The 22093-nt window shown below is 64.9% G+C and carries 21 protein-coding genes; 14 read left to right on the top strand and 7 right to left on the bottom strand.

Translation table 11 applies throughout. The annotated features are described in order from the left end of the window. Positions 1-95: 95 nt before the first annotated feature. The 8 genes from JYG36_RS16435 to JYG36_RS16470 all read left to right on the top strand — a co-directional run bounded on the left by JYG36_RS16435 (position 96) and on the right by JYG36_RS16470 (position 7219). Positions 96-710, top strand: a complete 615-nt coding sequence (locus JYG36_RS16435) for a dihydrofolate reductase family protein (protein ID WP_213601632.1) — start codon at positions 96-98, stop codon at positions 708-710. A 56-nt stretch (positions 711-766) separates the two neighbouring features. After that, the gene (locus JYG36_RS16440) at positions 767-1438 is read left to right on the top strand and encodes a class I SAM-dependent methyltransferase (RefSeq protein WP_213601634.1); all 672 of its coding nucleotides are present in this window, start codon (positions 767-769) and stop codon (positions 1436-1438) included. Positions 1439-1474: 36 nt separating this feature from the next. After that, entirely contained in the window at positions 1475-1693 is a 219-nt protein-coding gene (locus JYG36_RS16445) for a DUF4287 domain-containing protein (RefSeq protein WP_093384159.1), read from the top strand. A gap of 16 nt (positions 1694-1709) precedes the next feature. After that, a complete protein-coding gene (locus tag JYG36_RS16450) occupies positions 1710-2375 on the top strand; it encodes an ABC transporter ATP-binding protein (protein WP_093384163.1) in 666 nt (221 codons plus the stop codon). Further along, complete coding sequence (locus tag JYG36_RS16455; protein WP_213601636.1) at positions 2375-4828, top strand: ABC transporter permease; 2454 nt, start codon at positions 2375-2377, stop codon at positions 4826-4828. Before JYG36_RS16450 ends, JYG36_RS16455 begins: the two co-directional genes overlap by 1 nt. Further along, the gene (locus JYG36_RS16460) at positions 4818-5882 is read left to right on the top strand and encodes a lipocalin-like domain-containing protein (RefSeq protein ID WP_213601638.1); all 1065 of its coding nucleotides are present in this window, start codon (positions 4818-4820) and stop codon (positions 5880-5882) included. Before JYG36_RS16455 ends, JYG36_RS16460 begins: the two co-directional genes overlap by 11 nt. 505 nt (positions 5883-6387) lie before the next feature. Further along, positions 6388-6789 carry a hypothetical protein gene (locus JYG36_RS16465; protein WP_093384173.1) on the top strand — a complete coding sequence of 134 codons (402 nt, stop codon included), beginning with the start codon at positions 6388-6390 and terminating at the stop codon, positions 6787-6789. Between the two features lie 37 nt (positions 6790-6826). After that, positions 6827-7219, top strand: a complete 393-nt coding sequence (locus JYG36_RS16470; RefSeq protein ID WP_093384178.1) for a GFA family protein — start codon at positions 6827-6829, stop codon at positions 7217-7219. Here JYG36_RS16470 and JYG36_RS16475 read toward each other — a convergent pair. Beyond that, positions 7216-7719, bottom strand: a complete 504-nt coding sequence (locus tag JYG36_RS16475; protein WP_213601640.1) for a GNAT family N-acetyltransferase — start codon at positions 7717-7719, stop codon at positions 7216-7218. The two genes, JYG36_RS16470 and JYG36_RS16475, sit on opposite strands and share 4 nt — an antisense overlap. 94 nt (positions 7720-7813) lie before the next feature. On the opposite strand from JYG36_RS16475, the gene JYG36_RS16480 reads away from it, so the two are divergent. Beyond that, complete coding sequence (locus tag JYG36_RS16480) at positions 7814-8842, top strand: DUF1176 domain-containing protein (protein WP_213601642.1); 1029 nt, start codon at positions 7814-7816, stop codon at positions 8840-8842. 1 nt (position 8843) lies between these two features. Here JYG36_RS16480 and JYG36_RS16485 read toward each other — a convergent pair whose 3' ends face one another. After that, complete coding sequence (locus JYG36_RS16485) at positions 8844-9773, bottom strand: LysR family transcriptional regulator (RefSeq protein WP_045201313.1); 930 nt, start codon at positions 9771-9773, stop codon at positions 8844-8846. Positions 9774-9912: 139 nt separating this feature from the next. Here JYG36_RS16485 and JYG36_RS16490 point away from each other — a divergent pair, with 139 nt between their 5' ends. Together JYG36_RS16490 and JYG36_RS16495 are read left to right on the top strand one after the other, a co-directional pair. Next, positions 9913-11040 carry an alkene reductase gene (locus JYG36_RS16490; RefSeq protein ID WP_213601644.1) on the top strand — a complete coding sequence of 376 codons (1128 nt, stop codon included), beginning with the start codon at positions 9913-9915 and terminating at the stop codon, positions 11038-11040. 112 nt (positions 11041-11152) lie between these two features. Next, complete coding sequence (locus tag JYG36_RS16495; RefSeq protein ID WP_213601646.1) at positions 11153-13570, top strand: TonB-dependent receptor; 2418 nt, start codon at positions 11153-11155, stop codon at positions 13568-13570. 59 nt (positions 13571-13629) lie between these two features. Here JYG36_RS16495 and JYG36_RS16500 read toward each other — a convergent pair whose 3' ends face one another. The 4 genes from JYG36_RS16500 to JYG36_RS16515 form a co-directional block, all read right to left on the bottom strand. Then, positions 13630-14109 carry a VOC family protein gene (locus JYG36_RS16500; RefSeq protein ID WP_093384203.1) on the bottom strand — a complete coding sequence of 160 codons (480 nt, stop codon included), beginning with the start codon at positions 14107-14109 and terminating at the stop codon, positions 13630-13632. Between the two features lie 61 nt (positions 14110-14170). Beyond that, positions 14171-15535 carry a TolC family protein gene (locus JYG36_RS16505; protein ID WP_213601648.1) on the bottom strand — a complete coding sequence of 455 codons (1365 nt, stop codon included), beginning with the start codon at positions 15533-15535 and terminating at the stop codon, positions 14171-14173. Then, positions 15532-17667, bottom strand: coding sequence for a peptidase domain-containing ABC transporter (locus tag JYG36_RS16510; protein ID WP_502937519.1), 2136 nt, complete (start codon positions 17665-17667; stop codon positions 15532-15534). The genes JYG36_RS16505 and JYG36_RS16510 overlap by 4 nt, the downstream gene beginning before the upstream one ends. A gap of 44 nt (positions 17668-17711) precedes the next feature. After that, complete coding sequence (locus JYG36_RS16515) at positions 17712-18965, bottom strand: HlyD family secretion protein (RefSeq protein WP_213601652.1); 1254 nt, start codon at positions 18963-18965, stop codon at positions 17712-17714. Between the two features lie 282 nt (positions 18966-19247). On the opposite strand from JYG36_RS16515, the gene JYG36_RS16520 reads away from it, so the two are divergent. Further along, positions 19248-19466 (top strand): hypothetical protein, encoded by a 219-nt coding sequence (locus JYG36_RS16520; RefSeq protein WP_093384216.1) that lies wholly within the window; start codon positions 19248-19250, stop codon positions 19464-19466. A 73-nt stretch (positions 19467-19539) separates the two neighbouring features. Here the strand turns inward: JYG36_RS16520 and JYG36_RS16525 are convergent, their stop codons facing one another. Continuing rightward, positions 19540-19713 carry a hypothetical protein gene (locus JYG36_RS16525; protein ID WP_176794272.1) on the bottom strand — a complete coding sequence of 58 codons (174 nt, stop codon included), beginning with the start codon at positions 19711-19713 and terminating at the stop codon, positions 19540-19542. Positions 19714-19854: 141 nt separating this feature from the next. On the opposite strand from JYG36_RS16525, the gene JYG36_RS16530 reads away from it, so the two are divergent. Together JYG36_RS16530 and JYG36_RS16535 are read left to right on the top strand one after the other, a co-directional pair. Next, positions 19855-20880 carry a DUF1176 domain-containing protein gene (locus tag JYG36_RS16530; RefSeq protein WP_213601654.1) on the top strand — a complete coding sequence of 342 codons (1026 nt, stop codon included), beginning with the start codon at positions 19855-19857 and terminating at the stop codon, positions 20878-20880. Positions 20881-20946: 66 nt separating this feature from the next. Beyond that, on the top strand, positions 20947-22092 hold the full coding sequence (locus JYG36_RS16535) for a hypothetical protein (protein WP_213601656.1): 1146 nt from the start codon (positions 20947-20949) through the stop codon (positions 22090-22092). The last annotated feature ends 1 nt before the right edge of the window (position 22093 follow it).

The raw sequence follows: 22093 nt of genomic DNA on the forward strand, positions 1-22093 counted from the left end.
GATAGTACACAGATGATCGAAGCGCTGTCGATTTCGCCGGCGCCGGTTCGACTAGTGTCAGGCAGTTCCGCCTGCAGCCCCATCAGGAGCCACTCATGCGCAAACTCATCGTTGCCGCCTTCACCAGCCTCGACGGCGTAATCCAGGCCCCGGGCGGGCCGCAAGAAGACACCAGCGGCGGTTTTGGCTACGGCGGCTGGGTCGTGCCATTTGCCGACCAGGCCTTCGGCGAGGCCATGCAGACGCTGTTCTCGCAGCCGTTCGAACTGCTGCTGGGGCGGCGCACCTACGACATTTTTGCCGGCTATTGGCCGCACCAGACCGACTCTGCGGATCAGTTCATCGCCGACCTGTTCAACCGTGTGCCCAAGCATGTCGCCACCCACCACCCCGAGACCCTCGACTGGCACAACAGCCATGCCCTGGTGGGTGAGCTAGCCGGGGCTATTCGTACCCTCAAACAGCAGGACGGCGACACCTTGTTGACCCAGGGCAGCGGCGAGCTGGTGCGTCAATTGCTGGCGGCGGGCCTGGTGGATGAACTGCGGCTGTTGATTCACCCGATCATCCTCGGCCGTGGCAAGCGCCTGTTCGATGACCAGGCGCAAGCGGCGTCCTTTACTTTGGCCGATTCGAGCAGCACGCCAGGTGGAGTGCTGATTACCCGTTATGTGCTTGACGGGGAGGTGCGCACCGGCTCATTTGCCTAGACTGCAGCTGTGCATGCTGGCCTTGCCAGCGCTGGTAATGTTGAATGGAGAGCGCAATGCCTGCCCCCGAAAACGAGCTGTTGCAAAGCTGGCAAGACAACGCCCAAGCGTGGATTGAAGCCGTTCGCAGCGGCGCCATCGAAAGCCGCCAGCAAGTCACCGACCAGGCGATTCTGCTGGCGGTGCTCGGCCGCCAGCCCGAACGCGTGCTCGACCTGGGCTGTGGCGAAGGCTGGCTGTTGCGCGCACTGGCCAAGCGCGGCATCGACGCGGTGGGGGTGGACGGCGATCCGACCCTGGTCGAGGCGGCGCGGGCAGCGGGGACGGCCCAGGTGTATCTGGCCAGCTATGCAGCGCTGGCAGACGCACAGGTTGATATCGGCCGCGACTACTCGCTGGTCTGCGCCAACTTCGCCCTGTTGCACCAGGACATCATCCCCCTGCTCGGCGCCATGAACGCCCTGCTCGCCGCTGGCGGCGCCCTGGTGATCCAGACCCTGCACCCGTGGGCGGCCGCGGCCGGCAACTATCAGGACGGTTGGCGGCAAGAAACCTTTGCCAGCTTTGCCGGCCAGTGGCAGCCCATGCCCTGGTACCTGCGCACTTTGTCCAGCTGGTTCACTGCACTGGACATGGCGGGTTTCAAGCTGGTCGCCGTGCAGGAGCCGCAGCATCCACAAAGCCCGCTGCCGCAATCATTGTTGTTGATAGCCGAGCCTAAAGATTGAAGCGCATCCCACCCACCTAATCAGGAACCACATACCATGAGCGAAGAGACAAAAGTAAAAGGGCCAGCGTCGTACTTCCCCTCCATCGAGAAGACTTACGGCCAGCCCGTCAACCACTGGCTGGAGCTGATCGGCACGGTCAGCGGCAAGAAGCACATGGAGATCGTCAGCTGGCTCAAGGCCGAGCATGGCTTGGGCCATGGCCATGCCAATGCACTGGTGGCGTATTTTTTGGCGAGCGCTAAAAACAGCTGAGGATAGAACCCGCCCCATGCTGGTCATCGAACAGTTGCACAAGTCGTTCAGCACTGCCCAAGGCCTGCTGCCGGTATTGCAGGGCGTCGACTTGCGCCTGGGCCAGGGCAGCAGCCTGGCATTGATGGGTGAGTCCGGCAGCGGCAAAAGCACCTTGCTGCACCTGGTCGCCGGTCTCGATCGCGCCGATAGTGGGCGCATCCTGATCGATGGCCAGGCGCTGGACGCCCGTTCGGAATCAGCCCTGGCGCGCTGGCGTCGGCAAGGCATCGGCCTGGTGTTCCAGCAGTACAACCTGATCAGCAGCCTCGATGTGGCGGCCAATCTTGCCTTTCAGGCCAGGCTGGCGGCGCGGTTTGACCGCCAATGGCTGGACTACCTGGCTGCCCGCCTGGGTCTGGCCAGCCTGTTGCAGCGCTACCCCGAGCAACTCTCCGGCGGCCAGCAGCAGCGGGTCGCCATCGGTCGGGCGCTGGCCGCTCGCCCGGCGCTGGTGCTGGCTGATGAACCCACCGGCAGCCTCGACGAGCGCAGCAGTGATGAAGTGCTGGCGTTGATGCTGCAACTGGTCGCCGAGGCTGCCAGCAGCCTGCTGATGGTGACCCACAGCCCGCGTCTGGCAGCGCGCCTTGAGCAGCGCTGCGTGCTGCACGCCGGGCGTGTGCAGGTCGAGGCGCACTGATGGGCCCGCTGCTGATTGCCCTGCAGGCGCTGCTGAGCTACTGGCGGCGCCATCGATTGCAGTTCTTCAGCATCTTTACCGGTTTGTGGCTGGCCACTGCGCTATGGACCGGGGTGCAGGCGCTCAACAGCCAGGCGCGGGCCGACTACGCCCGCGCCAGCGCAGTGCTGACCGGGCCCACCCAGGCGCAGTTGATAGCTGGCAACGGTGAGCGTTTCGAGCAAGCACTGTACCTGCAACTGCGCAGGCTCGGCTGGCAGGTGTCGCCGCTGCTCGAAGGTCGCTTGCGCTTTGCCGGGGAGCAAGCGCTGACGGTACGGCTGATCGGTATCGAGCCGCTGAGCCTGCCCACGACAATGACCGTCGCCGGCACGCCGTTGCAAGGCTTCGATGTGCAGGCATTCATTGGCGAGCCCGGGCAAGCCTGGATCAGCCCCGATACCCTGCGGCAACTGCCTCTGAATGCCAGCGGGCAAGCAACCACCAGCGACGGCCAGGTACTGCCGCCGTTTGTTGTGCAGCCGCAGTTGGCACCAGGGGTGATCGTGGTGGATATCGGCCATGCGCAAACCTTGCTGCAAGCGCCCGGGCAGCTGTCGCGACTGCTTTTGAATGATAACGCCAGGCCCTTGCCCGCAGACATCGCCGCGCGCCTGACCCTGCAAGCGCCCAGCGATGACGGCGACCTGCAGCGCCTGACCGACAGCTTTCACCTCAACCTCACGGCGCTGGGCCTGCTGGCGTTCGTCGTCGGCCTGTTCATCGCCCACGCCGCCATCGGCCTGGCCCTGGAACAGCGCCGCGGGCTGATTCGCAACCTGCGTGCCTGTGGCATCAGCCTCAACACCCTGTTGCTCGGCCTGAGCCTGGAACTGGGAGTTTTCGCCGTACTCGGCGGCCTGGCCGGGGCCGCCAGCGGCTATGGGCTGGCCGCGCTGTTGCTGCCCGATATCGCCGCCAGTTTGCGCGGCCTGTACGGCGCCCAGGTGGCCGGGCAACTGAGCCTGCCAGCCGGGTGGTGGCTGGCGGGCATCGCCGTGAGCCTGCTCGGTGCCTTGCTGGCCGGAGCCGGCAGCGTGTTGCGCGCCGCCCGTTTGCCGCTGCTGGCCCTGGCCCAGCCGCAGGCCTGGCGCATGGCCCAGGGGCCGTGGCTGCGCCGTCAGGCAGCGGTCGCCGGGCTGTTGCTGGTGGTCGCGCTCGCTTGCTGGCAATGGGGCAACAGCTTGGCCAGTGCCTTGATCCTGCTGGCAGCGCTGTTGCTGGCGGCGGCCTTGTTGCTGCCCGCCCTGCTCGACGGCGCGCTGGCCTGGCTGGCACGCGGGTGTCGCGGGGCGCTGGCCGAGTGGTTTGTCGCCGACAGCCGTCAGCAGCTTCCGGCACTGAGCCTGGCGCTGATGGCGCTGCTGCTGGCATTGGCCGCCAGCGTCGGCGTCGGCAGCATGACCGAGGGCTTTCGCAAGACCTTCAGCGGCTGGCTCGACCAGCGCCTCTCTGCCGACTTGTACCTCACACCGCAGGACACGACTCAGGCCCTGCAACTCACTGACTGGCTCGCCGAGCAACCGGCAATCACCACGTTGCTGCCCAGTTGGCGTGCCGAAATACGCGTGCAGCAGTGGCCGGTGCAGGTCCAGGGCATCATCGATCACCCCGCCTACCCCGCGCGCTGGCCATTGCTGGAGCAAAGCCCGCAGGCCTGGGCGCAACTGGCCAGCGGCAATGCGCTGATGCTCAGCGAGCAACTGGCCCGGCGCCTGGGCGTGCAGCTGGGCGACAACCTGCAGTTGGCCAATCAAACCATGGCTGTGGTGGGCATCTATGCCGACTATGGCAACCCCAAGGGCCACCTGCTGGTCAATGCCGACTGGCTGCGTGGGCACCTGCCGCAGGCGACGCTGAGCACCATCAGCCTCAATCTTGCGCCCGAGCGCATCGCCACGTTCAAAGACAAATTGCAACAACGCTTCGCCCTGGACGACAGCCGCATGGTCGAGCAAGCCAGCTTGAAACGCTGGTCGACTGAAATCTTCAGCCGCACTTTCGCCGCCACCACCGCCCTCAATAGCCTGACCCTGGGGGTGGCGGGCATCGCCCTGTTCATCAGCTTGCTGACCTTGAGCCAGAGCCGCCTGGGCCAGTTGGCGCCGCTGTGGGCCCTGGGTGTGCGGCGCACGCAGCTGGTAGGGTTGTCACTGGGGCAAACCCTGATGCTGAGCAGTCTGACGGTGCTGCTGGCGATCCCTCTCGGGCTGTTGCTGGCCTGGTGCCTGGTGGCGGTGGTGAATGTTCAGGCTTTCGGCTGGCGCCTGCCGCTGCATGTGTTTGCCGCGCAACTGCTACAGCTGGCGCTGCTTGGCCTGTTGACCAGCCTGCTGGCCAGCGCCTGGCCCTTGTGGCAACTGGCGCGGAGCCAGCCCAGCGAACTGTTGAGGCAGTTTGCCGATGAAACCTGACCTTTGCCTGATGATCGGCCTGTTGCTGCTGGGTGGCTGCGACCAGCCCACACCTGCTCCCATAGGCTTTGCCGGGTTGGGCCAGGACGCTGCGGCCTTCACCCCGGTAACCCGCGATCATCCGCTGCTGTTCCCCCTCGATCACGGGCCGCACACCGGCTTTCGCATCGAATGGTGGTACGTCACCGCCAACCTCAAGGACGCTCAGGGCCGTGACTGGGGCGCGCAGTGGACGCTGTTCCGCTCGGCCCTGCGCCCAGGCACCGAAACCACCGACTGGAACAGCCCCAACCTGTGGATGGGCCACGCCGCGCTCACCGGCCCCGGCGGCCATCAATACGCCGAAACCCTGGCGCGCGGCGGCATCGGTCAGGCGGGCGTCGAGCCCCAGCCGTTTCGCGCCTGGATCAACGATTGGTCGCTACAAGGCAGCGACGACATCGGGCGCCTGCAAATGAGCGCCAATGGCAAGGGTTTCAGCTACACCCTCAAGCTGATCAGCAACGGCCCGCTGGTGCTGCACGGCGCTCGAGGCTACAGCGAAAAATCCGGCAAGGGCCAGGCCTCGTACTATTACAGCCAGCCGTTCTACCAGGTCAGCGGCGAGGTCGAACGCAACGGCCAGCGCGTGGCGGTGACCGGCAACGCCTGGCTCGACCGCGAATGGAGCAGCCAGCCCCTGGCGGCCGGGCAATCGGGCTGGGACTGGTTCTCCCTGCACCTGGACAGCGGCGCCAAACTGATGCTGTTTCGCGTGCGCGAAGCCCAGGGCACGCCCTACCGCGCAGGCACCTGGATCAGCGCCGAAGGCAACGCCCAGGCTCTGCAGGGTGCGCAGATCCAGCTCCAGGAGCTGGCCTGGAGCACGCAGGACAACGGCCACAAGCTGCCAACCCGCTGGCGTGTGCAAGTGCCGGCGCACGGGGTGGATGTCCAGGTCGATGCACTGGAGCCCAAAGCGTGGATGTCGACGCGTTTTCCGTACTGGGAAGGGCCGGTGCGCTTTAATGGCAGTGTGAGCGGCAAGGGCTATCTGGAGATGACCGGGTACTGATGCTGCAGGTGCGGGCTCGCATCAATCCTGTGGGAGCGGGCTTGACCCGCGATCGAGCGCGAAGCGGTCGTAATTCGGCCAGCACCTGAAGTGCTGGCTGTACCGGTCTCATCGTACGCCCGCCAATCCGAATCCGCTGTCACTGTAGGATCTTTCCGATTCCGTCCAGCGGTGCGCTAGATCGCGAGCGGCGGTGCTAGGTTCCGGCCTTCATTGCCCAAGGAACCTGCGCATGACAAGGATGCCACCCTCAACACCTTCCCCAGCTCACTCGATAATGTCTTCCTCAGAATTGCTGCAGCCCGGCTTCTACATCGTGCCGCGCAGCATGACTGACGGTCAGATAGTGGCTTCGGGCCGCCGCTTCGGTGTGCGTAGGCATCGGACCGCACGGCGGCGCCGTTTGCGGCATAGTCCTGGTAGGCATGGGCACTTATGTGGGAAGCATGATTGGCAACACATCGGGCGATCTTGCTGGAGAACTATTTTACAACTGGACAGGCCCATGATTATTGACCCTCGTTCCTGGCCCCTGGAAGTGCAGATGGTACTGATCCTAGGCCCATGGATCATCATGATGACTGGGATCGTGATGAATGCGTGCATCGCAAATGGCCGAGATTTCGAAAGATCGCTTTCAGCGCTGCAAAGCAGCACTTGGCTTGAGCAGCAGATTCGCGTTTGGGGGACTTCAAGCCTGGTGTCACGTTGGGTACTGGTCGGAATGATAAGTGGCTTGCTGGCCTCCCCCCACAAACATATTCGCCGAGGCCAGCTCGATGCAGCGCAAGTGCAAAACTTTCCCTGGCAGCTCAAGCGTCGCGTGCTTGTTTCCGGCAGGCTGATCTTTATTGGGTTCGTGTTAATGATCATAAGTCTCGGGTTGTACAAAATCTGCGAACCCTAGCCCGCGAGGGCCGCTAACACACATGAGGAGCCCCACCATGGACCCACTCACCGGCGGTTGCCTGTGCGCCAACGTGCGATTTGCAGCCTCGGGACGCCCCTACCGGGTCGGCCTGTGTCACTGCCTGGACTGTCGCAAGCACCACGGCGCGCTGTTTCACGCTTCGGCGATTTTCCCCGCAGAGGCAGTCAGCATCGAAGGCGAAACCCGTGACTACGCCGGGCGCTATTTTTGCCCACGTTGCGGCTCGTCGGTGTTCGCCCGCTCAGGCGATGAAGTCGAGATCAACCTCGGCGCGCTGGATGCCCCCAACCTGTTCACGCCCACCTACGAAAGCTGGACCACCCGCCGCGAATCCTGGCTGCCACCCTTCCCGCTCAGCCACCACTACGAAAAAGATCGCGATCCGTCGGGGCGCTTCGAGGACTAGCGAGCCAGCTGTCGCTGCATCCCCTGCGACATCAGGCTGGACCCTTCGCGCAATGGCTGCGGGGCGCCGACCGGCTGAAAGCCATGGGCCTGGTACAAGCGCATCGCAGGGCTGTCGGCGAGGGTCACGCCCAGGCCCACCCGGCGCACGGCCACGCTGGCAGCCCAGCCCAGCGCCGCCTTGAGCAAGGCACTGCCGGCGCCCAGGCCACGCGCGGCCGGGTCGACCCACATCTGGTAGATATCGGCCACACCTGGCTCGGCCGCGGACAATTTGCACCAGACCATCCCGCACAGGGCGTCGCCGTTAACGGCGAAAAACGCCCGGTCATTGCCGCTGGCATGGGCCGCCGCTATCCGCGTGGCCCAGTTTTCATCGCTGCGTTGCGACTCGGCGGCGAAGGTGCTGCCAAAGGCATCTGGCGAATCCTGCAATGCCTGCAGGCGCAGATCGCGGTAAGTGGGCCATTCATGGGGTAAAACGGGGCGGACGGCGATCACAAGGCTTCCTTGGCTGATTGATCCTGAACAGCTGCCAGACTACCACCAAGATGCGATCATGCCGCCCTTCATCAACACCGCAGGATCGACCACGATGTTTTCAGCAAGATGGACCTGGCTGGCCCTTGGCCTGTTACCCGCCCTGACCCAGGCCGCCACCCCGGAGCCGGTGCCACTGACCCGGGTATTCCAGGACTGGCGGCTGGCCTGCGACAACACCCGTCGCTGCACCGCGGTGTCGGGCAGCACCGACAACCCCGGGATGGGCCTGTACATCGCTCGCGAAGCCGGGGCCAAGGGCAGCACCCGGGTCAGTGTGATCGGCTACGATGACGTCGGCCTGCGCTATGAGTTTCACCTCGACGGCCGCCCCACCGAGCCCTGGCAGTACGGCTCCAACGACCGTGAGTACTATTACCTTGAGGGCGATGCCGCCGTCGAAAAACTGCGCGAGCTGCGCAACAGCGACACCCTGAGCTCCAACAGCAACTTTGGCGAGCGCCGGGTATCGCTGCAGGGCTTGAGCGCCGCCCTGTTGCTGATGGATTCGGTGCAAGGGCGCATCGGCCACCCCAGCGCCTTCGTGCGCCCGGGCTACCAGGCGGACAGCCGCGTGCCGCCGGCCCCGGCGATTCCCAAACTGCCGCGCTTTACCCTGGCCCCGGCCTTGAGCGACGCCGAGCAACAGGCCATCGGCGACTACCTGATTGCCCTGACCAAGGACGAACTGAGCGCCGCGCCCCATCAGAACTGGCAGGCCCAGGCCGAGGTCTACCCCCTGGACCCGGCCCACGCCCTGGTGCGCCTGCGTTACGGCTGCGCCGAGGACGGCTGCAACCACAGCCTCTATCGTGTCTCGCGCACCGCGCCGTACCAGGCGACACCGCTGGAACTCAAGGCGGCGCCCGAGGCTCACTTCTCCCCTGACCTGTATGGGCAGATCAACTTCAACCCGGTCAGCGGCCAGTTGAAGATTTTCCGCGAGATGGGCAAGGACTGCGGTGATAGCTCGACCTGGCAATACGACGGTGCGGCCATGCAGCTCAAGGACCGGCGGACCATGTGGCGCTGCGACAGCATCAACGAGGAGTACTGGCCGGTGACCTGGCGGGCCAAGGGCTGACTCAGGCGCCGAGGTCGTCCCAGTACGGCGGCGTGCCGATGGCGTCGAGAAAGTAGTCCCACACCCGCCGCACCTTCTGCGAGCGCAGGCGGTTTTGCGCTGACAACAAGTGGATCTGGCTCGGCGTCGCCTCCACGGCGCCTTGCCAGTCGGGCAGCAGTTGCACCAGGGCCTTGCTGGTAAAGCTGTGTTTGCTGAACAGCCAGGTCGGAAAAAACACGATGCCGCGCCCGGCCAGGGCCGCTTCCACCAGCACCTGGGCATTGTTGCTGCGCAGCGGCCCGTGCACCTCGACCACCTCGACGCTGTCGCTGCCCGGTCGGCGCAAGTACCAGCGCTGCGCACCGCCGGTGCCTTTGTAGACCAGGCAGCTATGCTGGCGCAGGTCCTGCGCGCAGCCCGGCTGGCCATGTTTTTCAAGGTAGCTGGGGCTGGCACACAGGACATAACGCTGGGTGCAGATCTGCCGGCCGATCAGCCCCGAATCCTGCAGATGGCCGACGCGAAAGGTGATGTCGGCGCCCTCCTGCACCGGGTCGATGTAGGCATCGGTGGCGGTCAGCTCCACGGTCAGTTCCGGGTATTGCTCATGCAAGCCATTGAGCAGGCGCACGAGATGCAGATGGGCAAAAGCCACCGGCGCGTTGATCCGCACCAGGCCGCGAATGTCGCCGGGCTTGCCGCTGATCGACTCGTCGGCAGCATCCAGCAGCTCCAGCACTTCGCGAATCTGCAGGTAATAGCGCTCACCGGCTTCGGTCAGCTTCACCGCGCGGGTGTTGCGGTACAGCAACTGCTGCCCGACCTCGCGCTCCAGCGCCGCGATAAAACGCGACACCGACGAGGCCGGCACCTGAAAATGCCGGGCGGTGGCAGAGAAACTACCGGTCACCGCGACCATGGCGAAGAAGCGGTGGGCCTTGAGGTGCATGGGCGGCTCCTGAACGAGAAATCCGTCCAGTATAGGTGCTCATATTGCTGTTACAGCAATAGTGTTTTGCCTTTAGCCTTGATTGTGGCTGTTTTCGCAAGCCCCTAGCATGGCGCCATTCCACCCAGAGGCCCCACGCATGAAAGACCTGTTTGCCCCCTATGACCTCGGCCCACTGCAGCTGAGCAACCGTTTCGTCATGGCGCCGATGACCCGTTCACGCGCCCCGCAAGACATCGCCACCGAACAGATCGCCCTGCATTACACCCAGCGCGGCACCGCCGGCCTGATCGTTTCCGAAGGCACGCCGATCTCCCGCGAAGGCCAGGGCTATCTGTTCAACCCGGGCATCTTCAGCGAGCAGCAGATCCACGGCTGGAAGCTGGTGACCGACTCGGTGCACAGCGTCGGCGGCAAGATCTTCGCCCAACTGTGGCATGTCGGCCGGGTCTCGCACACCTCGATCCAGCGCGATGGCCTGGCCCCGGTCAGCGCCACCGGCAAGGTCGCCCAGGGCGCGATTGCCTTCGGCTACACCGACAGCGGCGAGCCGGGTTTTGTCCCGACCTCGACGCCGCGCCCGCTGAACACCGAAGAAGTCGGCCGGGTCGTCGAAGACTTCGCCCAGGCCGCGGCCAACGCCATTGCCGCAGGCTTTGACGGCGTCGAAATCCACGGCGCCAACGGCTACCTGATCGAGCAGTTCCTCAACCCGCTGGTCAACGACCGCAGCGACCGTTACGCCGCCGACACCCTGGAAAACCGCCTGCGCTTTGTCTTTGAAGTGGTCGATGCTGTGGTCAACCGCATCGGCGCCGACAAGGTCGGCATCCGTATCTCGCCTTACGGCCAGCTGTTCGACATGCCGATCTACGCGCAAATCGACGAGACCTACTCGGCCCTCTGCGCCGGCATGGGCGCGCGCGGTATCGCCTATGTGCATGTGATGGACCAGACCCACTTCTTCCTCGCCAGCGCAGGCGCCGTGGCCCAGGAACAGGCCCTGCGCGCGCTGCTGGCCGACTGCAAGGCGCAACTGCGCCAGACCGCGTTGATCCTGGCCGGCGACATGACCCTGGAGCGTGCCCAGGACCTGGTTGACGCCGGCCTGATCGACCTGGCAGGTTTTGGCCAGCCGTTCATCGCCAACCCCGATCTGGTCGCCCGGCTGAAAAACGGCTGGCCGTTGACCACCCCGGACCGCGACACCTACTACGGCGGCGGCGCCAAGGGCTACCTGGACTACGCCCCGTACGCACCGGCCTGAAGCGCGAGCAGGCCTGCCGTGGCCAGGCGTGGCATTATTTGCGCATACCGCTGTCCCCTTTTGTTCGCTCGCTTGTCATCAAGGGCATGTGAATCGAAAAGAGAGCGCAACAATGCCCGTACTGACACGCCATCGAACGCGCCTGGCGTCTTCGTTTTCGTCCCCAACCCTGTGCCTGGTGCTGGGCCTGGCGTCATTGGCGCCGCCAGCGGCGCTGGCCGACGGAGCCAGCCGCAGCTACCAGGTACCGGCGGGCGAACTGGGCACCGCGCTGACCCGCTTTGCCGCCCAGGCCGGGGTCAGCCTGTCGGTCGACCCGGGCCTAGTCAATGGTCGGCGCAGTGCCGGCCTGAGCGGCAGCTTCAGCGTCGATGAAGGCTTTGCCCGGCTGCTGCAGGGCTCGGGCCTGCAACTGCAGCCGGTGACAGCGGGCGCCTACACCCTGGTGCCTACACCGCAAAGCGGCGACGCCGTGGAGATCGCCCCGACCAGCATCCTCGGCGCCCACAGCGGCGGCGACGATGATGGCCAGCGCTATGCTGGCGGCCAGGTTGCGCGCCGGGGCTCGCAAGGCCTGCTGGGCTCGCGGGACTTCATGGAAACGCCGTTCAGCATGACCACCTATACCAGCGAGGCGATCAAGGGCCAGCAGGCGCGCACCCTTGGCGACCTGATCGCCAGCGACCCGTCGGTGCGCGCCACCAACCCCGCCGGCGGGCGCTTCGAGCAATTCACCATTCGCGGCTTCAGCCTGTTCAATAGCGATGTTGCCTACAACGGCCTGTACGGCATCCTGCCGACTTACTCCATCGACATGGAAATGGCCGACCGCGTCGACATCATCAAGGGCCCCAGCCAGCTGATCAACGGCATCTCGCCGCGCGGCAGCGTCGGCGGTGGCATCAACGTGGTGCCCAAGCGCGCCAGCGACACGCCGATCACCGAGTTCACCGGCAACTACGCGTCCGACAGCCAGGTGGGCGGTGCGGTCGACATCGGCCGGCGCTTTGGCGAGGACGGCAAGTTCGGCCTGCGCTTGAATGGCGTCAGGCAAGCCGGCGACACCGAGTGGGACCAGCAGAGCGTCGACCGCGAAATGGCCGTGCTCGGCCTGGACTTTCGCGGCGAGCGCCTGCGCCTGTCGAGCGATGTCGGCCATACCAAGCGCAACACCGATGCGCCCCAGGAGCGAGTCATCGTTGGCGCCAACGCCAAAGTACCGGACGCCGGCGACGTGCGCCGCAACTACGCCCAGGCCTGGAGCAAGGCGCGCACCAACGACACCTTCGGCACAGTCAACGCCGAATACGACATCAACGACGCGCTGATGGCCTACGGCGCCGTCGGCGCGCGCAAGAGCAACCACGACTTCCTCCGCCACAACGTACCGGTGTCCAACGATGCCGGCGACTTCAGCGTCCAGCCGCGCGACTTCACCCGCGACGAGAACGTGCGCACCGCCACCGCCGGCCTGCGCAGCTGGTTCGCAACCGGCCCGGTGAGCCACGAGTTCAACCTGGCGGCCAACTACTTCTACATGGACTTCGAGAACGGCGGCGGGCGCTATGCCGCCGGCCCCAGCAACCTCTACAACCCGCGCCCGACCCCGACGCCCGGCACCCGGCTGCGCTCGGACCTCAAGGTCTACACCGAGAACCGCTTCAGCGGCGTGGCGTTGTCCGACACCCTGGGCTTTTTTGACCAGCGCCTGTTGCTGACCCTGGGTGCGCGCTGGCAGCGGGTCCAGGTCGATGACTGGAGCGATGGCATCAAGGGCGATACCGCCTACGACGAAGAGAAGCTCTCGCCCTCGGGCGGCATCCTGTTCAAGCTCAGCGACCAGCTGTCGCTGTATGCCAACTACATGGAAGGCCTGAGCCAGGGCAAGATCGCCCCGTCGACCTCGATCAACGAAGACCAGATCTTCGCGCCGTTCATTAGCCGCCAGGTAGAAGTCGGCGCCAAGTACGACCTGGGCAACTTCGCCCTGACCGCCAGCGCCTTTCGCATCAAGCAGCCGGCCTACGAGACCAACGCCACTACCCGGGTGTTCGGACCCAATGGCAAGCGTGAGAACAAGGGCATTGAACTCAATGTGTTCGGCGAGCCGCTCAAGGGCTTTCGCCTGCTCGGTGGGGTGATGTACATCGACAGCGAACTGACCGACACCGTCGGCGCCAGCTTCGACGGTAACCGCGCCCCGGCAACGCCGGAGTACAACCTCAGCCTGAGCGCCGAGTATGACGTGCCTGCCCTCGCCGGCCTGACCCTGACGGCCCGGGGCATCCACTCAAGCTCGCAGTACCTGGACCAGGCCAACAGCAAGCAGATCGACGGCTGGGAGCGTTACGACCTGGGGGCGCGCTATGCCTTCAAGGTAGATGACAAGGCCATCACCCTGCGCGCCAGTGTCGAGAATGTGCTGGATGAGCACTACTGGGCTTCGGCGGGCGCCTCGGATGACAGCGAGGCCGGGCTGACGTTGTCGACCCCGCGCACCTACCTGGTGTCAGCGACCCTGGGGTTCTGAGGGCAACGCTGTTGCTGCAACAGGATCTGTGCGGGAGCTGGCAAGCCAGCTCCGGCAATTCAACCCCTGACCGCCGCCGCAATCGCCGCGATATCAATCTTGCGCATGCCCATCATCGCATCGAAGGCGCGCTTGGCGGCGGCACGGTCAGTGCTGGTAATTGCCTCGACCAGCACCCGCGGCGAAATCTGCCACGACAGCCCCCACTTGTCCTTGCACCAGCCACAGGCGCTTTCCTGGCCGCCATTGCCGACAATGGCGTCCCACAGGCGATCGGTTTCGGCCTGATCCTCGGTCGCCACCTGAAACGAAAACGCCTCGCTGTGGGTGAACATCGGCCCGCCGTTAAGCCCCACGCAGGGGATGCCCAGCACGGTAAACTCGACGGTCAGCACATCGCCCTCTTTACCCGAGGGAAAGTCGCCCGGCGCCCGGTGCACGGCACCGACCTTGCTGTCGGGGAAGGTCTTGGCATAAAAGGTCGCAGCCTCCAGCGCGGTGCCGTCGTACCAGAGGCAGATGGTATTTTTAGGGCTCATCCTGGTTCTCCACGGTTGGTGAATGGCAGGTAGAGTCTAGTCAGAAAGACCGCGAACACACTCACAACGCACCATTCAACTGCCCCAGGTCCGCCGCCAGTTGCAACCTGGCGGTGTACCAGTTGACCAGCGATTCCACGCGCCGCTGCTCGGCAAGCGCCAGCTCGTTCTGCGCCCTGAGCAGTTCGATGATGCTGCCCACCCCAGCCTTGTAGCGCCCCAATGCCACTTGATGGGATTGCCCGGCGCTGGCGACGAAGCTGCGGCTGATGGCCAGGGCGCGGGTGCGCGCATCCAGGGCCTGGCGGCTTTTCCAGACGTTGAGGGCCACGCTGCGTTCGGCCTGCTCCAGGGCCTGCTCGCGGGCGCCGGCTTCATAATCGGCGGCGCGGGCACGCCGACGGCTGAGGAAGCCGTCGAAGATCGGCACGGTAATCTGCACGCCCACGCTCCAGGTCTCGATCTGCTGGCGTGTCGACACCTGGTCGATCGGCGTGTCTTCTTGCTGGTAGCTGCTGAACAGCGACACCTTGGGCCGCCCCTCGGCACGCGCTTCATCCGCCCTGGCGCGGGTGGCGAACCAATCGGCGCGGGCCTTTTCGATGGCCGGGTGCCGGGCCCGGGCTTGCTCCATCAAGGCATCGACACTGGCCATGAACTCATCCTCCTGCCCCGCCGGCTCGTTCAAGGCGGTGAGTGTCAGCGGCGCCGAGGGTGACAGCCCGAGGGCACTGGCCAGGGCGCCCTGGGCCGTCGCGTAGTCACCTTCAGCCAGCACCCGTTCAAGCTGCGCCTGGTCGTGAGTCGTCTGGGCCTGCAGACGGTCGCTCTGCTCGCCGGCCCCGGCCTGGTACTTGGCGGTGGCCGCCTTGAGGCTGCTGGCCGCCAGGGACTCGGCGCTGCGCTTGGCCGCGAGCAAGGCGGCGTTGGCCTGGACCTGGTAGAAGGCCTTGCTGGTGGCGAGCACCGTGGCCTGGATTTTCTCCACCCGACTGCTGCTGGCCGCGTTCAACAGCTGGCGGGCGCCCTCGACTTTCGCCGCGCGCAGGCCAAAATCATAGAGCACCCAGTTGAGGTTCAGGCCATAGCTGTTGGTGCGGGTGTTGAGGGTCGAGTCAGCCTCGGGAAAGTTGTCAAAGCGCGTCTTGCGGCTCGCCCGCCCGCTGCTGGCCTGGGCTTGCACAGTCGGCCAGTAGGCCGAGTACTCGGCATCCAGGCTGGCCTGGCTGCTCAGTTGTGACAGCCAGGCTTCGCGCACTTGCGGATCGGCGCACAGGGCGATGGCCACGGCACTGGACAACACCAGTGGCTGTGCAGGGCTTAACCTGCCTGGGCAGGCATCGAGGGCTTCGGCGGCCATGCCCGGTAGCACCGTCCAGGCCAGCAGCAAGGCAGCCAGACACAGCCTGGTCAGGTGACGGTTCATGACGAAGACGCCGTACCACAGGCACGTTCATCTGGCTCGGCTGGCGCTTGCTCATCGGCCTCAATCAGCGGCCCGTCATACACCACCCGGCCGTTGTCCAGCGCCAGCACCCGGCGCGCCGAGCGAATGGTATCGGGGCGATGGGCAACAATGATGCGGGTGATGTTCAGCGCCTGCAGCGCGTGGTTGACCGCCGCCTCGCGGTCGATGTCGAGGTGGCTGGTGGCTTCGTCGAGAAACAGCAGCTTGGGCCGCCGGTACAGCGCCCGGGCCAGCAGGATGCGTTGCTTCTGCCCACCCGACAGCACCGTGCCCATGTCGCCCACCAGGGTGTTGTAGGCCATGGGCATTTGCGCGATGTCGTCATGCACCGCCGCCATGCGCGCGCACTGCTCGACCCAGCGCGGGTTGGCCTCGGCGCTGAAAAAACTGATGTTGTCGGCAATCGAGCCGGCGAACAGCACATCATCCTGCAGCACCGTGGCGCTGATCCGCCGCAACCGCTCCAGGTTGTGGCTGTCGATGGCCACACCGTCGAGCAACACGCTGCCGCTGCTGGGGCTGAGAATGCCGAGCATGACATTGAGCAAGGTGCTCTTGCCGCCTCCCGAGGGGCCGACGATCGCCAGCGAATCGCCGGCTTCGATGCGCACCGACACTTCATCGAGCACATAGGGCTCGTGCTCGCAATAGCGAAACTTGAGCTGGCGCACTTCCAGGCTCGGCACGCTGTCGACGGCGTCGTTGTCGTCAGGTTTCTCAGGCGCTCTGGGTTCGGGCACCTGCAGCAGGATATCGGCCAGGCGCTCGCCATGCAGGCGCAGCATCAGCACATCGACCAGCTTGTCGATCAGCCCGGCTACACGGCTGTTGAACTGCTCCTTGTAGGCGTTAAAGGCAATCAGCATGCCGGCGCTGAACTGGCCATCAAGCACCAGCCTGGCACCGAGCCAGATCACCAGCACGGTCACCAGACCGAACAGCAGGCCATTGAAGGCGCGGTAAGCCAGCGCGAGCTTTTGCGGCCGCAAGCCGGCGTTGATTTCTTCGACCAGCAGGCTGCCCCAGGCGCTGGCGCGTTGCTCCTGATGGCCGAACAACTTGATGGTGCGCACCCCGCGCACGCTTTCCAGAAAGTAACTCTGCTGGCGGGCGGCATGCACCAGCTCCTCTTCGCTGGCGCGGCGCAGCGGGCCGAACCAGGCCCAGCGGGCCAGGGCATAGATGACCATGGCCAGCAGCGCGATCAGTGCCAGCGGCGGGCTGTAAGCGAACATCAGGCCCAGGGTTACCAGGGTCATCAGGCCATCGAGCAAGGCTTCGACAAACGAGGTGGTCAGGGTGTGCTGGATCGACTTCAACGAGCCAAAACGCGAGACGATATCGCCCAGGTGGCGGCGCTCGAAAAACGCCACCGGCAAACGCACAAGATGGCTGAAGACGTTAATCTGCCATTGCGCGCTGAGCAGGGTGCCCAGGTACATCAACGCCCAGGAGCGCCCCAGCGCCAGGGTTTGCTGCATCACCAGCAGCAGACCGAAACCGATGGCCAGCACCGCCAGCAGGTCGAGATCGGCGCTGACCAGCACCTTGTCGATCACCGTTTGCAAAAAAAACGGGCTGAGCACCATGCACAGCTCCAGCGCCGCCGCCAGCAACAGCACATGGCTGAGCACCCCGCCAAAGCCCTGTACCCGGCCCAGCAACTGGCGCAGGCGCAGCGGCGGATTGGCCGCGCCCTGCTGGAAATCGCTCTGTGGCCACAGCTCCAGGGCCACGCCGGTGAAGGCTGCCGAGACTTCTTCGAACGACAGCTTGCACACCCCGCGCCCCGGATCGTGCAGGGTCACCCCGCGCGGCCCGACCTCCTTGAGCACCACGAAATGGTTGAAATTCCAGTGCAGCACACAGGGCAAGCGCAGTTGCCCGAGTGCTTGCAGTTCCAGGCGCAATGGCCGGCTGGCCAGGCCCAACTGGCTGGCCATGGCCATCAGTTGCTTGAGGGTCGCGCCCTTCATCGACGGCGACAGCTTCTGGCGCAGCGAGAACAGGTCATGACGCTGGCCGTGAAAGCCGGCGATCATCGCCAGGCAGGCCTGGCCGCACTCGGCGGCTTCGGCCTGGAGCACCATGGGCAGCTTGCGGCCGATGCCGAAAGCCAGCGGTTGGCGAATGTTCAAAGGCGTTTCCCTATGCCGCGCAGGGGTTCGAGCAGCCACTCGTAGAGGGGCATGTTCTCCTGCAGGATGTCGGCGTCCAGTTGCATGCCCGAACGCAAGCGCTCGTTCAGCCCGCGTCCGCGCATGGCTTGTTGTTCAAGGGTGACCCTGACCCGGTACATCGGGCCTTGCTCGCGCTGCTGCTCGGAGACGCCGCCCACGCTCATGATTTCGTCGGCTGGCAGCGCGCTGCGCGACACCGACGCTACCGTGCCGCGTGCCAGGCCGAAGTGCTGGTAGGGATAAGCCTGGTAGCGCAACAGCACGGCATCGCCGCTGCGCACAAAACCGGCCGAACGGCTGGGCACATAGAGTTCGGCGTACAGCTGGGCATCGCTGGGCACGATGCTCAACAGCGGCCGGTTACTGTCGGCGCGGGTGCCGTTGACCACGCCCACCGCCGTCACCTCGCCACTGGCCGGGGCGGTAATCACCACCTGGCGTTTGACTTCGCTTTCCAGCAGGTTGCCCTGGCTTTGCGACAAGCGCCGCTCAAGCTCGGCCAGTTGCTTGCCCTGGTTGAACGGCAACTCGGCAAGCTCGGCGCGCAAGGTGGCGATATCGTTGCGCAGCGACAGCAACGAACGGCTCAGTTCTTCGCTGCGCAGGCGCACTTCGAGCACGGCGTCCTGCTTTTCCTGCAACTGGTCGCGCGACACGTAGTCCTGGCGCTGCAGGTCGGCATAACGCGCGGCAATGCCTTGGGCCAACCCCAGGCGCTGGCGGCTGATGTCCATCTGCGTGAGGATTTTCTGCTGCTCGCTTTCCAGCACCGCCAGGCGCCGGCGCTTGCCCTCAAGCTCCTTCAGGTGCAGCGCACGGGTGCTGGCAATCTCCTCAGTAAGGCTGTCGTTACGTCGTTTGATCAAGCGGCTGATAGCCACGTGCGCGCCACCGGCCTCGGCATACAGGTCACTGCCCAGGGCCATCAGTGTCGACCCGGCCTCAACGCTCTGACCTTCGACCGCAGCCAGGCCTTGCACCACCCCTGCCTGTGGCGCAAACACCTTGATCAGCCCGCCCTCGGGCACCAGTACGCCGCTCACGGTGGCGCGGCGGGTGTAGGTGGCGCAGGTCAGGAACACGATCAACACCAGGCTGAACAGCAGCGCAGCCAGCGCCGCCCAGCGCAGGGGCACGGGCGACACCAGCAGTACGCTGCCCAACTCCTTGTCACGCCGTGCGTGCACGGCTTCGCTCCTGAATAACATGCCAATCCATGACCCGGCGGATAACGTTAATAACATGAACAGACTGATCGCCTGAGCCCGTTGCAGCATAACGGCGAGTTAATCGACAGGCACTAGCACACTTGTACTATTGCACTTAAAGCGCTGGCATTACTAACTTGGCCGGGGATCGAAACAGCCTGCCACTGTTATTGGAACTGTGATCGATCTCACACTTTTATAGTGCAACACCTTGCGCCCAGGCCCTCTCCTGGGGGGATCAACCTAGGACGAACCCACTGTAGCAAACGAGGTATAGATAACATGACCCATGCACAAAACATCGACATGACCAGCGCGCAACCCTCTGCCCTGCGGGTGCTCGACGATCAGGAAGTGGACCAGGTAAGCGGCGGGTTTTCCGTCAGCGCCGGCTCCTGGACACTGACCGGTGGCTCTTATAACTTCGGCGCGGGTGCCGGCTACCGCTTTGACTTGTACAGAGGCGGTGCGCACCAGGGCAGTTACACCCTGTGCAAGTAAACTCAGCGGATAGATGAGTTGTAAGTAAGCGAAGGGCCGTCATGGCCCTTCGTTCTATATATAGAGATGATAGTTAATTGCCATCAGCGACCTTGCGTTCAATCTCGGCAATCTTGCGGCTAAGTTCTTCAGCGGCCTCAGCCTGAGTACGGTGATTGGCCGGAGTGATCGGCCGGTTGGCAAGGTCTTCATCTTCAGCAGGCTTGTCCGTCTCGTTGGCGGGCGCCTCGCGCTCGTTGCTGGTCATTGCAGTTACCTCCCGTGTCATACCCGTTGGATAGCACAGCAGCCTTGGAGTTCTGATCGGCAACGGCTTGAAGTTGGCCCGGCTTCTGCGATGATGCCCGGCCAGGACGGACGTTCGCTTACCCTGCAGGATTGAAACACCATGGTTGACCCAAGATGGAACTGGCTGTGCTTGATGCTCCTGCCGGCCCTGGCCCTGGCTGCGCCGGAACCGGAGCCGGTGCTCAAGCAGTTCAAGCAATGGGTCGTGGGCTGCGACAACACCCTGCGCTGTACCGCCGTGTCGAGCAGCGTCGATCAAGGCGTGGGCCTTGAGCTGGTGCGCGAAGCCGGGGCCCAGGGGACTACCACCCTGACCCTGTTCAGCGACGCCAGAGTCGAGCTCGGCGCCCGGCTGCTGCTCGACGGCGGCCCGCTGCCAGCGGGGTTTCGGCCAGGCTCGCAGGGGCAGATGCGTTATCACGCCAAAGGTGACGTCGCGTTGCGCTTGTTGCGCCAACTGCGCAACGGCCAGACCCTGACCCTGGACACCAGCAACGGCCAGCACCCGGTATCGCTGCAGGGCCTGAGTGCCTCCTTGCTGTTCATCGACTCGGTGCAAGGACGCATCGATCACCCCAGCGCCTTTGTAAACCCCGGCACACGCCCCGACAGCCAGCTGCCGCCAGCACCGCCGACGCCCACCCTCGCCCCCTTCACTCCGGCGCCAGGGGTGAGCGATGCCGAGCAGAAGGCCATCGCCGACGCCGTCATTGCCATCACCCGCCATGAATGGAGCGAACCCGAGTACGACAACTGGCAAGCCGAAGCCGAGGTCTCGCCGCTGGACGCGACCCATGTGCTGGTAGGCCTGCGCTACGGCTGTGGGAGCCAGGGCTGCATGTACAGCTATTACCGCGCCTTGCGCAGCGCGCCCTATCAACCCACCTCGCTGCACATCGAGGTCCCCAGGCATGATGTGCTGGGCGGCGAGATGTATGGCTTTTTCAAGTTCGACCCGGCCCGCGGCGAGCTCAACCAGTTGCAGCCGGGCGGGCGCTACTGCGGCGCCAATGCAACCTGGCGCTATGACGGCGCGGTGATGCAGCTCAAGGCATTCAGCCGCATGAGCTGGTGCGACAGCGTCGATACTGCCCATTGGCCGCAGATCTGGCGTACCCGGGGCTAGCGCCAGGCATACAGCTTGGCGCAGGCATTCGCTACACTGCGCGCTTTGCCCCAAGAGCCTATGCGCATGGATGCCCTCGCCCGTTTTGCCCTCAAGCCGCTTGCTGCGAGCCTGGCTGTGCTCACCCTGGCCGCTTGCAGCCACTTTCAAGCCGATCCGCCAGGTGCCGGTCAGTTGCCCGAGTACCAGGGTCCGGCCCCCGACTGGCGCGTGCTGAACCTGGACGAGGATCAGGACTGGCTGCTGATCGACCGTAACAGCCTGCAGCATGAGGGCGACATTACCTACGCCTGGACCGGCATCCAGCGCCACCGCTATCCGATGCAATACGGCCACGCGGTGATGGCCCTGCACAGCCGCGAGCGCCTGGCGTTCTATTGCCAGCGCCAACTCATCAGCCGGCAAAGCCAGGTGTTCCTCGACAACGACAATCGCGTAGACCGCACCAGGCTTCAGTGGCAGCCCTTCAGCGCGTTCTACCGGCAGGCCCCTTTGTACTATCAGCAGTTGTTCGACGCCGCCTGCCAAGCGCCGGCCGAGCTTGCCAAGCTTGCCCCGCTCAAAGCCCGTACACCGTTGCCGCCGCCGTTTTTGCCACCCAGGGCCAGGCCTGAAGTGCTTGCCGCCATCGCCGCCCTCGACCTGCCGACACCACGCCTGAGCCTGCACCGGCTGGATTATCGCTACGACGCCAACCTCAACGACGGCGACAATGCCGTCAACAGGCCGCGCCAGGTATTCCTCAGCACCGACAGCCGCTCCGGCCAAGTGTTGCTACAGGCTGTGGACCCGACGATAGCGCAGCAGCTGCAACTGAGCTTTCGCGGCCTGTTCGATCTGGCCGCACGCGGCATCGACATCATGACCGGGCAGGAGCAGGACGCCAGCGACAGCTTGACCGCGCTGTCATTCAGCGGCGACTGGCAAACCCTGCCCGCCCATGCGCAGCTGAGCTACACCAGCAGCCACGCCGGGCAAACTGCGAGCATTACCCGCACCACCCATTGCCAGGTCGGCAAGGCGCAAGCGGCCAGCGCCCTGCACCCGGCCCTGCAAGGCAGCGCCAAGCCGTTGACCTGCACCTGGCAGAGCCCTCGCGGCAACCGTTGGCGCGAAGGCTACAGCTACCTGGTCGACTACGGCGTGTTCGTCCGCACCCGCGAAGACAACCCGCTGGGCAGCTGGCGCTGGAAAATCGAGTCGCTGCAGTGAG

Origin of the sequence: Pseudomonas sp. SORT22, from assembly GCF_018417635.1 — a bacterium.
Taxonomy (GTDB): domain Bacteria; phylum Pseudomonadota; class Gammaproteobacteria; order Pseudomonadales; family Pseudomonadaceae; genus Aquipseudomonas.